General features: G+C 44.0%; 7 protein-coding genes. All 7 read left to right on the top strand.

Features of this window, described 5'->3' with window-relative positions:
* The first annotated feature begins 1 nt into the window (after nucleotide 1).
* The 7 genes from DTQ70_RS22760 to DTQ70_RS22730 all read left to right on the top strand — a co-directional run bounded on the left by DTQ70_RS22760 (nucleotide 2) and on the right by DTQ70_RS22730 (nucleotide 15,175).
* The gene (locus DTQ70_RS22760; RefSeq protein ID WP_122932939.1) at nucleotides 2-2,398 is read left to right on the top strand and encodes an ABC transporter permease; all 2,397 of its coding nucleotides are present in this window, start codon (nucleotides 2-4) and stop codon (nucleotides 2,396-2,398) included.
* 178 nt (nucleotides 2,399-2,576) lie between these two features.
* Complete coding sequence (locus tag DTQ70_RS22755) at nucleotides 2,577-5,006, top strand: ABC transporter permease (protein ID WP_122932938.1); 2,430 nt, start codon at nucleotides 2,577-2,579, stop codon at nucleotides 5,004-5,006.
* Between the two features lie 28 nt (nucleotides 5,007-5,034).
* Nucleotides 5,035-5,400 carry a VOC family protein gene (locus DTQ70_RS22750; protein ID WP_122932937.1) on the top strand — a complete coding sequence of 122 codons (366 nt, stop codon included), beginning with the start codon at nucleotides 5,035-5,037 and terminating at the stop codon, nucleotides 5,398-5,400.
* 97 nt (nucleotides 5,401-5,497) lie between these two features.
* On the top strand, nucleotides 5,498-7,927 hold the full coding sequence (locus DTQ70_RS22745; RefSeq protein WP_122932936.1) for an ABC transporter permease: 2,430 nt from the start codon (nucleotides 5,498-5,500) through the stop codon (nucleotides 7,925-7,927).
* 12 nt (nucleotides 7,928-7,939) lie between these two features.
* Entirely contained in the window at nucleotides 7,940-10,321 is a 2,382-nt protein-coding gene (locus DTQ70_RS22740; RefSeq protein WP_122932935.1) for an ABC transporter permease, read from the top strand.
* Between the two features lie 13 nt (nucleotides 10,322-10,334).
* The gene (locus DTQ70_RS22735; RefSeq protein WP_122932934.1) at nucleotides 10,335-12,767 is read left to right on the top strand and encodes an ABC transporter permease; all 2,433 of its coding nucleotides are present in this window, start codon (nucleotides 10,335-10,337) and stop codon (nucleotides 12,765-12,767) included.
* 44 nt (nucleotides 12,768-12,811) lie between these two features.
* Nucleotides 12,812-15,175 (top strand): ABC transporter permease, encoded by a 2,364-nt coding sequence (locus tag DTQ70_RS22730; RefSeq protein ID WP_122932933.1) that lies wholly within the window; start codon nucleotides 12,812-12,814, stop codon nucleotides 15,173-15,175.
* Nucleotides 15,176-15,184 lie beyond the last annotated feature (9 nt).

Below are 15,184 nucleotides of genomic sequence, written 5' to 3'. Positions count from 1 at the left end.
CATGCTGCGTAATTATTTTATCATTGCTTGGCGAAATTTGCTTAAAAACAAGGTTTTTAGCTTTATTAATGTCACGGGACTTGCTGTTGGAATGGCTGTAAGTATGCTGATTTTGCTGTACGTTTCGCACGAACTGAGCTATGATCGTTTCCATACTAAGGGAAAACGCATCTTTCATACCTTTATCCAAATGAATTTTGGGGGCAATACCGTTCAGTTTAACCAGCTTTCCAAAAACTTTGGCCCAGCCATAAAACAGGCTAACTCAGAGGTCGAAGATTTTGTACGAATTGCTTCTTCGTTTCGTGGCGATGTAGTCATAAAATCCGATGAAAGTCATCAGTTTTTTGAGCGAGGATTTTACTTTTCTGAGCCCTCGTTGTTCAACGTATTTGCGTTTGAATTTGTCAATGGGAGTGCCGCTTCGGCCCTGAACGAACCCAACGCGGTGGTAATGACAGAGACCATGGCTAAAAAATACTTTGGGAACACAAACCCTGTTGGTAAAACCTTGATTTATAACAAAAATGAAGCGTTGAAGGTGACCGCAGTGGTGAAGAAATTGCCCACCAACTCATCGCTTCACTTTGACTTTATTGCTTCGTTGCCAACGTTTGAGGGGATTATGAAACGCGACCCAAACCAGCGTTACGAGGCAGACGATGTCGTTGGAATGGGGAGTTATGAAACCTATTTTTTGCTTAAAAATCCTGAAGCTGTTGCAAAAGTAGAGGCTATAATTCCAACGCTACTCACAGATAAAAAAGGAGAATTAGAGTCGCATTCAAAGTATCAGCTAACACCTTTTTTGGAAACTCACCTCGGAAACAACTGGGGTGATTCTTCGAACACCAAGTATGTGATGATATTTCTGTGTATTGCAGGCATCGTGTTGCTGTTGGCGCTTATCAATTATATGAGCCTTACCACAGCTCGTTCAACGATTCGAGCCAAGGAAGTAGGCGTCCGTAAAGTACTTGGAGCACATCGCCATCACTTAGCATCGCAGTTTTACGGAGAGTCAGTGCTCATAAGCTTGCTTTCTTTTGCCCTTGCCTTATTGCTGTTTCAGCTCCTAAAAACCCCCTTTTACCAACTTTTATCCTTATCCATCGACGATTCGTTTGTGAAAGGCCCTTTATTTTTGTCTATTTTGTTGGGGTTAGTTATTGCTACGGCACTTATCGCAGGCTCGTATCCTTCGTTGCTATTGTCAAAGTTTTCACCTGTCAGCATTTTAAAAGGCAAGTTTTCGGCAGCAGGCCAAGGAGGTCGTGTGCGGCGCGTGTTTATTGTCTTTCAGTTTGGGGCATCAATTGTGCTGATTATTTTCAGTATGGTAGTGCAGCGGCAATTACACTTCATGCAAACCAAGAAAATAGGCATGAACAAAGAGCAAGTGTTGGTCATCACGCTTTCCAAAGAAGCGCAAAAACACTATGCTGCGTTTCGGAATGACTTGGTTCAAAGCGTGGGTATTCGTCAGTTGGGTGCTTCGTCACTGAGTTTATTTACGGGAGGCTGGAATATGTTTTTTACCAAAACTCCGACTACCAATGAAGATGTGAGTCTCAATAATATGGTGGTGGACGAAAACTTTATTAAACTCTTAGGTCTTGAATGGAAGCACAAGCCCGATAACCTCGAAGAACTGGCTCACGGGAACCAATTGGTGGTCAATGAAACGGCAGTGGGTAAATTAAAAATAAGCGATAAACCTATCGGACAGAAACTGGATGTGTTTGATAAAGAATCAAAAAAAGCCGAAATCGTTGGTGTTTTGAAAGATTTTAACTTCGCTTCTTTGCAGTCGAAAGTGGAAGCTATGATGTTAAAAGTTGTCAAAGATACAACGCATTTACGGGCTCTTTATTTGCGCTTAGACCCCAAGGTAGATGTCCGACAAAAGATAGCTTCGATTGAAAAAAGCTATAAAAAATATGAGCCTAATGCCCCGTTCGAGTATTACTTTTTGGACGAGGCGTTTAACCAACAATACCGCGCCGAACAACGAATGGGCTACCTTTTCTCAGGTTTTACGGTCATTGCCATTTTTATTGCCTGTATGGGTCTTTTTGGGCTTATCACGTTTACGGCCGAACAAAAAACGAAAGAAATTGGCGTACGAAAAGTTCTGGGGGCAAGTGTTGCCAACATTGTTACGATGCTTTCAAAAGATTTTCTTCGGTTGGTTATCGTGGCCAATGTCATTGCGTTTCCGATTGCGTATTATGCTGCCACCCGATGGCTGCAAGATTTTGCCTATCAAGTCCAACTGAAAATCGACATTTTTGCATTGGCGGGCGGCTTAGCCATTTTTATCGCTCTTTTGACCGTCGCTATTCAAGCTACCAAAGCCGCTTTGACAAATCCTGTAAAATCGTTGAAATCGGAATAAATCGCCATCCTTGTAGAGACGTTGCATGCAACGTCTCTACAACCCTGTCCATAAACGAACTGAATTTGTCCGTTTATGGACATTTTTATTTCTTTTTATTTATTTTAAAAAATTGATTATCAAATAGTTGTCTTTCTGGTATGGCATTTGGGACTAAGAGGGTAAACCTGAACATCCCATGCTACAGAACTACCTCAAAATCGCTTTTCGGAACTTGCTCCGAAACAAAATATATAGTTTCATCAACATCACTGGCTTGGCGATGGGTATCGCAGCTTTTGTGTTGATTTTGCAATACGTGAGCCACGAAAAAAGCTTTAACCAGTTTCATGCCAATGCGTCTTCCATGTATCGACTTCTCAACGAAGATGTCAAAGGTAGCATGTGGGGTGAAGTAGAGCCAGGCTGGGCCACACGCGCCAAACAACGCTTCCCCGAAATCAAGGACTATTGTCGTTTTGCCGACGGGATGGCGCAAGGCATCGTACGGCGAGAAGGTGCTAAAACCGAAGCATTCCGCGAAACCAACATTAGCTACGCAGAGGGTAATTTTTTCTCGTTTTTCAATTTTCCACTTACTGCAGGTTCTCCCAAGGCATTGGAAAAGTCAAACGTAGTGTTTTTGTCGGCTTCTTATGCCAAAAAATATTTTGGTACCGAAAACCCTTTAGGGAAAGTGTTGATGCTTTCCAATCAATTTGACACCAACCCTTTTACGGTAGAAGGGGTCTATGCCGATATGCCTACCAACTCAGACATTCGATACGACATGGTGTTTTCGTTGGAAACGCTACGTCATCCCGCCAATTTGCACGGTAACGACTGGGTTAATTTAGAGAATATTGATAATCAGTATATTAATACATTTTTTCAACTCAATAACAACGTTCTCCCTTCAGTTTTTGAGAAAAAACTAACCGCCCTAAGAAACGAACTCAGCAAAGAAAACGACGGCGTAAAGTTTCGTCTTGTACCTCTCAAAAACGTGCATTTGGCGGCTTCCTTGAGCGACACGTACCTTACGCAAGGAAATCTCAAATACGTCTATATGTTGGGGGGAATTGCGTTTTTGATTCTGGTGATTGGTTGGTTCAACTACGTCAACCTTTCGACGGCTCAGTCGCTCAAACGGGCCAACGAAGTGGGGGTTCGGAAAGTGGTGGGCGCAACACAAAGCCACTTGGTGCGGCAGTTTTTGGGCGAATCGCTGTTGGTCAATTTCCTAAGTTTTGGATTAGCTGTGCTGATAGTACTTTTACTTCAGCCATTTTTTAATGAACTTATCGGGACGCCGTTGTCTTTTGCCTCTTTGGCTTCTACGTCGGTATGGGCTTGGGGCTTGGGCATTTTGCTTTTAGGTTCGTTATTTTCTGGGGGATACACGGCCTTTTTACTTTCCAATTACAACCCTGTTAAAACCTTAAAAGGTCAGTTAGCCAAAACGTCGGGTGGTGGGTTACTGAGAAAATCATTGGTGGTGTTTCAGTTTGCGATTTCGGTGTGCTTGGTCGTCACGACGATGGTCATTTATCGTCAGCTACACCACATGCAAACGCAGAGCTTGGGACTAAATCCGCAGCAATTGTTGGTGGTTCGTGGGCCAGAAGTAGGCAAAGATGCTACTTACAAAGTTCGCCAAACGACGTTTCAGAACGAGCTAATGCAACAAACGTTTGTGAAAGACTACGCGACCTCAGGGGCGGTGCCGAGCGGTTGGTATAATTTTGCGACCTCAGGTTTTACGCAACCTAAAACCAAACCAGGCGATGAACTCATTTCGTACTCGTTTGCCATCATTGGCGACCGTTTTCTGAAAACTTATCAAATCGACCTCAAAGCGGGGCGCAACTTTACCCCCGCCGAATGTGATATAGATTGGAACCAAAATAGTAAAGTATTGCTCAATGAACGAGCGGTAGAGTTATTGGGATTTGCGAACGCAGAAGAAGCCCTTCGTACCAAAATCAAGTGGGATGAGCGTTATTTGGACGTGATTGGGGTGGTGAAAAACTACCATCATACAGGGTTGAAAAGAACGATTGATCCTATCATTTTTTATCCCCAAAACAACAGTACCTATTTCACCATCCGATTAACCGCCGACCGAATGCCTGAAAAAATTGCGGCTTTGGATAAATTGTACAAGACATACTTCCCTGGCAATCCGTTTGACTACTCTTTTGTCGATGACAATTACAACAAACTTTATGTATCCGAACAACAATACAGCCGTATTTTCACGACGGCGTCGTTGTGGGCGATTTTTATTGCTTGTTTAGGGTTGTTTGGCTTGGCCACTTTCACCGTTGAGTCTCGTACCAAAGAGATTGGGATTCGCAAAGTGTTGGGGGCATCCACAGTTGGAATCATGGCACTGCTGTCCAAAGACTTCCTCAAATTGGTGCTTATTGCGATTCTGATTGCTTCGCCAATTGCGTGGTATTTGACCGAACAATGGCTGAAAGATTTTGCCTCTCGCATCACAGTTTCGTGGTGGGTATTTGCGGCGGCAGGCATGTTGGCCATCGGGATTGCGTGCCTGACGGTCGGTTTTCAGTCGCTAAAAGCAGCGCTGATGAATCCTGTAAAAAGCCTGAAGACAGAGTAGTAACTGTTTAACAACATTACTTAAAATCATGAAAATAGTCCCTTTTTTTAAAGTAAGAGATATTCAAGAAGCTATTGATTTCTACACCAAAATCCTTGACTTTGAAATCAAGTACCCAGATTTTACATTCGATGATTGGGGGGTGGATTTAATAAACGGAGAGGCAGAATTACAGCTTTCTGTTTGGGAAGGTGTATCTGGCTTGGATATCAATGTGCTTGTGGATGATGTAGATATCCTTTTTGAAAAATATACCCAAAGAGGACTAAATCAATCTCATAGAATAGAATCGCCTGTGCATTTGAGGCCAATAGACCAAACTTGGGGCAGAAGAGAATTTTATGTTACTGACCCAAGCGGAAATACATTGCGATTTACAGCGCCCATCAACTAAAAGTAGGTTAAGAAACTGTTTTAAAATCGCTTTCCGAGACCTTGCTAAAAACAAGGTGTATTTCATAAAAACATAGATTCACCTGAAATAAAAAACGATGCTTACAAGTTATTTTAAAACGGCCATTCGTGCTTTAAAGCGTAATTGGAGTTACTCAATTATCAATGTATTAGGGCTAACCTTGGGGCTGGCCTGTTGTGTGGTCTTGTTTGTGGCAGTTCGGTATGAACTAAGTTTTGACCGTCATCATCGTCATGCTGACCATATTTATCGAATGCTTGGTGTCTCTAAAAGCTCTCCCGAAACACCAAATACGGGAATTACCTTCCCCGCATTGGCAGCACTACGAAACGATTTTCCTGAATTGAAACACCAACTGACGATGGTAAGCCGTGTGAGAAGAGCGGTAGTATCGGTAGGAGGAACTGCTGTAACGGAGAAAAAACGGTTTCAGGAACCCGATGGAGTAATTACATTTGCCGAACCTGAATACTTCAATCTCTTTGATTATCAGTGGAAAAAAGGTAGCCCGCAGTCGCTCACTAACCCGAATACGGTGGTGCTCTCGGAGCGAATGGCGCGTAAGTACTTTGGGGATACCGACCCAATGGGCAAAACAATTCGGGTAGATAACCAAATGGATTTTGTGGTAACGGGTATTGTACAAGCGCCGCCTGCTACCAGTAGTTTTCCCTTCGATGTCTTTTTGACCCATGCTTCTGTGGTAACGTTTGGAAATACTTCTCCCATCGACGACTGGAAATCGAGCTATGGTGGGGCGCAGATTTACTTATTGTTGCCTCCATCGCTCACTTTGGCTCGAATGGAAAGCCAACTGGTCAGTTTCGTAAAAAAATACCACTCTCCAGAAGATGCCAAGAAGTTTAAATATGCGTTACAACCGTTGACCGATATTCACTTCGCAACGAATACCACTAACTTTGCTCGACGTAGTGTCAGCATTGAAATGATTTGGGCAATGGCCCTCATTGGCATTTTCATTTTGGTGACGGCTTGTATCAACTTCGTCAATTTGGCGACTGCCCAGGCAATTCGTCGGGCGCGAGAAGTAGGCGTCCGAAAAGTGCTGGGAAGTACTCGTAGCCAGCTACTAAGACAGTTTTTGGGCGAAACGAGCGTGTTGACAAGCATTGCCGTGGTATTGGCTCTTCTAGTGGCAGAGCTTGCATGGCCCTATGTCAGTGATTTATTAAATATCACGACAGGCGCTGTAAACTTATTTAGTCCTGTCATATTGGCCTTTTTGGCAGGACTCGGCGTGATCACCACCGTGCTGACGGGGTTCTATCCCGCGCTGATTTTGTCGGGTTATCAACCTATTTTGGCCCTCAAAGGAAAAATGAAAACAACCCGCTCGGCGCATTATTTTACGTTGCGTCGGGGGTTAATTATTGGGCAGTTTGCAGTGTCTCAATTTTTGCTCATCGGTACCATCATTGCATATTACCAAATGGATTATTTCCGTTCGGCCGATTTGGGTTTTAGCCGCGATGCTATTTTGACAGTAAAGCTTCCTGGAAATGAACCAGGTCAGTTGGAAAACCTACGGGCTAAACTCGCAGGCTTACCCAGCGTCCAGTCGCTTAGTTTTTCGATGACGACGCCATCTTCTGCATTCAACTGGAGTACTGGTTTTCGGTTCGAAAACCAAGAGAAAGAACCCGACTATGGCGTCGTGATGCGTCCCGCAGATACTTCTTACATTCGGACGTATGGGTTAAAATTATTGGCAGGACGTAATTACCTTCCCGCTGATACAATTCGAGAGTTGATTGTCAACGAAACATTTGTAAAACGCTTAGGCTTTCAAAATCCCGAACAAATTATTGGAAAGAAAATGAAAGTGGCGGGAGAAGACATTGAAAAACAAATTGTGGGGGTCGTAAAAGACTTTAACGTGTTTTCGCTCCGTGATCAGGTAGAACCAAGCGTATTAACGACCCAACGAGGCAATTATACTACCTTAGGAATGAAACTGGCAGGCCAAGAAGGAGGAGTAAAAGGTATTAGTCAATTACTGAAAGAGGTAGAAACCGTGTGGCAAAGTATCTTTCCTGAGTTTGTCTTTTCGTACGAATTTCTGGATGAAACCCTTGCCAATTTTTACCAAGGTGAAGAACGTAGCTATGCTCTTTTTCGCCTTTTGGCAGTGATTGCACTCTTTATCGGCTGTTTGGGATTATACGGTGTCGTCTCGTTTATGGCCGAATCACGCACCAAGGAAATTGGGATTCGTAAATCATTAGGTGCGACTACTGCGCATATTTTTGGGCTTTTCTCTGTTGATTTTGTTAAGCTCGTTGGGATGGCGATGATCATTAGCGCACCTTTGGGATGGTACGTAATGAAGCAATGGCTGTCCAAATTTGCCTATCGCATTGAAATTGAATGGTGGATGTTTGTACTATCAGGCGCCATCGCTATCGGAATTGCGATACTGACAGTCAGTTACCAAAGCATTCGTGCCGCCTTGGTTAATCCTGTAAAATCATTGAAAACAGAATAATCCTATACAACCATGATTCGGAATTATCTCAAAGTTGCGTGGCGCAACCTCGTCAAAAACAAAATGTACAGTTTCATCAATATCGGTGGACTGGCGGTGGGAATGGCAGTAGCTATGATGATTGGACTTTGGGTCAACGACGAATTGTCGTTTGATACCTACCATCAAAATTATGAGCGTATCGCGCAGGTCATGCAGCACGCTACTTTCAACGGGAAAATTGGAACCCAAACCTCTAATCCTGCCCAGATGGCCCCCGAAATTCGGCAAAAATACGGGAGTAGCTTCAAGCACGTAGTGCAGGCCTCGTGGGAAGGCTCGTACGTGTTGTCGTTAGGAAGCAACCACGTAACAAAATCGGGGATTTACTTTGAAGAAGGCGCACCTGAAATGCTTAGCCTCAAAATGCGCTACGGAACGTACGCAGGCTTAAAAGACCCGTACTCGATTATGCTGTCGGAATCGGTGGCCAAATCGCTGTTTGGTGACCAAAATCCGTTGGACAAAACGCTGAAAATCAACCGAACCTACGACGTGAAGGTGACGGGTGTTTACGAAGATTTGCCTTACAATACCTCGTTTCGCAACGTGAAGGTCATCATGCCGTGGTCGCTTTGGTTGATTGACAATCCTTGGGTAAAAACAATGGAAGACCCTTGGGATAGCAACTTTAGCCAGACATTCGTCCAAGTCGCAGATAATGTATCAATGCAGGCGGCTTCCAAACGCATTAAAAATGTCAAAGCCAACAATCTGAGTAAGGAAGAATTGAAGTATAAATGGGAGGCGTTTTTGCACCCCATGAGTAAATGGGCGTTGGAAAGTGAGTTTAAAGAAGGCATCAACACAGGAGGAAGCATTCGCTACGTGTGGATGTTTGGTATCATTGGGGTGTTTGTGTTGATGTTGGCTTGCATCAATTTTATGAACCTAGCCACCGCCCGCAGCGAAAAACGCGCCAAAGAAGTGGGTATTCGCAAAGCCGTAGGGTCGGTGCGGTCGCAGTTGATTAATCAGTTCTTTTCGGAGTCGTACATGGTGGTGGTGTTTGCTTTTGTGGTATCACTGGTATTGGTCACACTGTGTCTGCCATTTTTTAATGAAGTAGCTGATAAGAAAATTGAACTTCCTTGGGCAAATCCCGTTTTTTGGCTGCTTAGTTTGTCGTTTATTTCGCTTACGGGTTTGTTGGCGGGAAGTTATCCAGCGTTATACTTATCGTCTTTCCAGCCCTTGAAAGTCCTCAAAGGGACGTTTCGGGTGGGAAAATGGGCGGCCATTCCGCGCAAGGTGTTGGTAACGACCCAATTTACGGTTTCGGTGGTATTGATTATTGGCACAATCATCGTTTACCAACAAATTCAACACGCTAAAAATCGCCCGATTGGCTATGAACGTAACGGCTTGATAAGCATGGGAATGGACAAAGAAATTCAGGATCACTTTGAGGCATTTAGAGGAGAACTGAAATCGGCGGGGGCCATTGAAGAATTGACGGCTTCCAACAGTCCACTTACGGGCGTGTGGAATACCAACGGCGGTTTTGATTGGGAAGGGAAAGACCCGAACTTGGGCGTTGATTTTCCAAACAGTCGTGTCACCAAAGAATGGGGCAAAACGGTGGGTTGGAAAATTAAACAAGGCCGCGATTTCTCTCGTGAGTTTGCCACCGATTCGGCGGCGTTTATCATCAACGAGGCAGCGGCGAAGTTTTTAGGGTTCAAAGACCCCATTGGTAAAATTTTAAAATGGAATGGAAAGCCTTATACCATCATTGGGGTAGTGAGTGATATTATGGCTGAGTCGCCGTTTTATCCCGTGCGCCCGTCGTTGTATCATACCCGCGATAAGGATTTGTATAATCTTACCATCAAACTCAACCCTGCTCAAAGTTCGAGTAAATCCATTGCCACCCTCGAACGCATCTGGAAAAAGTACGTGCAGAATGTGCCTTTTTCGTACGAATTTATTGACCAACAATACGGTAATAAGTTCAAGGCCGAAGAGCGTATCGGTACGCTTTCGCTCTATTTTGCAGTCTTGGCCATCCTGATTTCGTGTTTGGGCTTGTTCGGAATGGCGAGCTTCGTGGCCGAGCAACGCACCAAAGAAATCGGCATTCGGAAGGTGTTGGGCGCAAGTGTTCCTAATTTGTGGCAAATGCTTTCTCGCGATTTTGTCGGCTTGGTGTTGCTTTCGAGCCTCATTGCCAGTCCGATTGCGTACTATTACCTCAATGATTGGTTGAATGGCTACGATTATCGAGTTGAAATCTCGTGGTGGGTGTTTGCCGTGGCTGCTGCTGGTGCACTGGTCATTACGTTGCTAACGGTTAGTTACCAGGCGCTACGTGCGGCCTTGGTCAACCCTGTAAAATCATTGAAATCGGAATAAAAACCATATCATCATGCTACGGAATTACCTCAAAATTGCTTGGAGAAACCTCCTCAAAAACAAACTTTACAGCGTCATCAACATTTTTGGGTTGGCCATTGGGCTTACCTGTTTTTTGCTGATTTCGCTGTACGTAGTCGATGAATTGAGCTACGACCGCTACCTCAAAGATGCTAACCGTATTTATCGCGTACAGTCAGACATCAAATTTGGGGGAACCGAGATGAAAATGGCACTAAGCTCCGACCCTTTTGGCCCAACGCTCAAAAAAGACTATCCTGAGGTGGAGCAATACACGCGTTTGTATGCCCAAAACAGTCGCCGATTTATCCGAAAAGGCAATGAGTTTTTGGTAGAACACAACTGCGTCAATGCAGATTCTACCTTTTTTGAAGTTTTTCCATTTCGGGTGTTGGAAGGTGATGCCAAAACAGCCCTCAATGCCCCTAACACCGTTGCCATTAGTCAGTCGGCTGCTCAGAAGTTTTTTGGGCCTGGCTCTGCGGTGGGAAAAATCCTAGCGACGGGAGTTAACAATCCTCAAGAGTATAAAGTAACGGCCGTGTATGAAGATATACCTCAAAATTCGCACTTCAGAACCAATATTATTTTTTCGTTCAAAAATGTGGATTACACATTCGGAAATTTCTTGAGCCACAATTTTTATACCTATGTCAAGCTAAAAGAAGGAGTTGATTATAAGCAACTTGAGAATAAATTTGACGGTTTGGTTGACAAATATGTTCTCCCACAAGCCAAAGCCTTCATAGATGTTAAAAGCATGGACGAGTTCAAAAAAGCGGGGAATTACATTCAGTATTCGCTGATGCCGCTGCTGGACATTCACCTCAAATCCAACAAATTATACGAGTTTGGGGTCAATGGCAATATCGAATATGTGTATATCTTTTCGATTGTGGCTTTGTTTTTACTGCTCATTGCCTGCATCAACTTCATGAATTTGAGCACGGCTCGCTCGGCCAACCGCGCCAAAGAAGTGGGGATTCGGAAGGTATTAGGCACCGAACGAAACAGTTTGATTGGTCAGTTTATGGCTGAGTCGATACTGACGAGTTATTTGGCTTTTGGCATTGCGTTGGTATTTACGACGGTATTGTTGCCTTATTTCAATCAAATTGCGGGCAAAGAATTTACGCCGACTACAATGTATCAACCTGCGTACTTGCCTTTTTTATTGGCATTACCGCTTGGTGTTGGGGTGTTGGCAGGTTATTATCCTTCCTTTTTCTTGTCGTCGTTTAAGCCAATTGAAGTCCTCAAAAGCAAGCTCAATGCCAATTTTAAACGCTCCAATTTCCGAAATGCGTTGGTGACGTTCCAGTTCGTGACGTCGTTGGTATTGGTCATTTCTACCTTTATCATTTACCGTCAGCTCAATTACATCCAACACAAAAACCTCGGATTTTCAAAAGACCAAGTGTTGGTGGTGACGGGTACGTCGTCGTTGGGAGAAAATAACCGCGTTTTTAAGGAAGAAGCCAAAAAAATGGCGGGGGTAAAAGCGGGGGCTTTTGCGGGGTATTTACCCGTAGCCAACTCGTCGCGTAGCGATAATTCGTACTCAAAAACGCCCATCATTGACGTGAAAAACGGATTTAACATGCAAAACTGGGTGATTGATGAAGAATACATTCCGACTTTGGGCATGGAAATCATCAAGGGGCGTAATTTTTCCAAAGCATTTGGGGCAGATTCTAGCTCGATTATTATCAATGAAGAAACGGCGAAGATGTTGGGATATGATGACCCCGTGGGCAAAAACCTCTATACGGGTACTGGCAATGGTTCCGAAACAAGTACGCTGACGATAATTGGCGTAGTGAAAAATTTTCATTATTCGTCGATGCGGGAAAACGTCGGCCCTTTGAGCTTTCGGTACGGGCGTAGTGGCTGGGACATGGCTTTTAAAATCAATACAGCTGACCCGCAGCAACTTATCAAGCGAATTGAAGCCCAGTGGAAACAACTCTCGACGGGGATGCCGTTCAATTACCATTTTCTTGATGATTCTTTCAACGAAATGTACCAGGCCGAGCAGCGAGTCGGCACCATTGCGCTCATTTTTGCCATTCTGACGATTTTTATTGCTTGTTTGGGTTTGTTTGGGCTCATCACCTACATCGCCGAGCAGCGTACCAAAGAAATTGGCGTTCGAAAAGTGCTGGGGGCTAGCTTGTGGAGCATCGTGGGCCTTCTTTCCAAAGACTTTTTGAAGTTAGTAGGAATTGCCTTTTTGATTGCCGCTCCGCTAGCCTACTACGCGATGAACACTTGGCTCGAAGACTTCGCGTTTCGGGTCGAAATTCCGTGGTGGATTTTTGTGGCAGCGGGCGTGTCCACGATGCTTTTGGCGTTTTTGACGGTGAGTTTCCAGTCGATTAAAGCCGCCCTGATGAATCCTGTCAAATCATTGAAATCCGAGTAAAGACGTTGCATGCAACGTCTCTACGTCACAAACCCCTAAACCTCATGCTACGAAACTACCTCAAAATCGCTTTTCGGAATTTGCTGAAAGATAGGGCTTTTAGCAGTATCAATATCTTAGGACTGGCCATCGGATTTTCGGCATCGGCATTGATTTTACTTTGGGTCAATGACGAAATGAACTTTGAAAACACCCACGAAAACCGAGACCGAATTTTTCAGGCGTGGAATCAAGTCACTGAAAAAGGCAAGACCAGTAGCTGGAACGTTACACCTCAAACCATGGGACCTGCCCTCCAAAAAGACTATCCCGAAGTTGAAAAAATGGTGCGGGTCGATTGGCCAGATAAATATTTGGTTCAAGCAAAAGAGACCAAAATTAAAGGGACTGTTCAGGTAGTGGATTCTACTTTTTTGGACGTATTCACCTTTCCATTGCTCAAAGGCGACGCCAAAACCTGCCTAAACGGCGTCAATAACGTGGTAATCACACAGGATTTTGCCCAAAAACTATTCGGAAATAGCGACCCGCTTGGTCAAATCATCAAGCTCAATAACGAAAGTGATTTTGTGGTGACAGGAGTCGTAAAACAACTGCCATCCAACACCGATTTTAATTTTGATTGTTTGGTGCCGTGGCGGTTCAAGGTGGTCAACAACATGGAGAGTTTGCACTGGGGTAACAACTCTACCACTACCTATGTGTTACTAAAAAAAGGAACAGATGCCCAAGCGTTTAACCTCAAAGCCAAACACCTAAGAAAGCGTTACGACAAAGAAACAGCCAACTGGGAGACCTTCGTTTATCCTCTTGAACGATTGCGGCTTTACGGAAGCTTTAAAAATGGGGTAGAAGAAGGTGGTAAAATTGAGCAAGTTCGCAACTTTACGGTCATTGCCCTTTTGATATTGCTGATTGCGTGCATCAACTTCATGAATTTAAGCACTGCTCGGAGCGAAAAACGAGCCAAAGAAGTGGGGGTCAGAAAAGCGTCGGGGGCTACTCGGTTTTCACTTATCAAACTGTTTTATTTCGAATCCATTCTTATCGCTTTGTTGGCAGGCGGATTGGCGGTGGTCATTGTCACGTTAAGCCTCCCTACTTTTAATGAGCTTATTGGATCAAAAATTTCGATTAATTGGTTTGATTATCAATGGATTGGATGTGCTTTGGTCTTTGTTGTAGCAACGGGGCTAGTGGCGGGTTCGTATCCTGCGTTGTTTCTTTCTAGCTTTAATCCTTTGCAAGTACTCAAAGGAAACTACATCAATATTACTTCGCCCCTTACACCACGGAAAATACTGGTCGTTTGCCAGTTTGTGTGCTCGGTGTTACTCATTTCTTGTACAATTATCATCAAACAACAGTTGGAATATGCCCAAAATAGGACAGTCGGTTATGACAAAGAAAACTTGGTGTACCATGCAGTTGAAGGAGATATATCTAAAAATTATGACCTCATTAAGACCGAATTACTGAAAAGTAACGCGGCAGTTTCGGTGGTCAAGACCTTTTCACCAATTACCGAAGCTTGGAGCAACACGGGTGGAATGAAATGGCGAGGTAAAGCCACCGACGACCACAGGAACATTGACCGTTTTGGAGCGGATGATCAAATTGTAAAAACGTTGGGGTTACAAATTATCGAAGGCCGTGATTTCGATTTAAAATCTTATCCAACCGATTCTTCGGGGGTAATTATTAACGAAACCGCCAAGAAGATGATGGGTTTCAAAAACCCCATTGGCGAAAAAATCACTGACGGAGGTTGGGAGTTTCAGGTGATTGGCGTGGTGAAAGATTTTGTGATGCAATCACCTTTTCGTGAAGTGAATGCGGTGACAATTGCGGGGGCGAAAATGAATTTTTTCAACGCGCTTCATGTCAAATATAACCCCGAAAATCCCATTAAAGAAAACCTAGAAAAAGCGAAGGCGATTTTTAAGAAATATAATCCTAACTATCCGTTTGAGTATCATTTTGTGGATGAAGCCTACAACGAAAAATTTGAAAGCGTCGCGCGCCTTTCTGCCATGGCCCAAGGGTTTTCATTTTTAACCATTTTTATCACTTGTTTGGGCTTGCTAGGATTGGCTTTATCGCTGACGCAGCGTAAAACCAAAGAAATTGGGATACGAAAAGTACTGGGAGCGGGCGTGTTTCAACTTGTGCTATTGATGTCAAAAGGGTTTGTCGGCCCTGTTTTGGTGGCCATTGTGATAGCCAGCCCACTTTCATATTGGATAATGAATCGGTGGTTGGAAGAATACACGTACAAAATTACGATCAATCCAATGATTTTTGTGTTTGCGGGGCTGTTGACGGTCGTAATTGCATTTCTCACCGTAAGTTACCAGTCGATTAAAGCCGCCCTGATGAATCCTGTTAAATCATTGAAATCGGAATAATTCGACGTA

It is taken from the genome of Runella sp. SP2 (genome assembly GCF_003711225.1).
Lineage (GTDB): Bacteria > Bacteroidota > Bacteroidia > Cytophagales > Spirosomataceae > Runella.
Note: the sequence above shows the minus strand (reverse complement) of the source record. Positions and strands in the feature narration are given on the sequence as shown.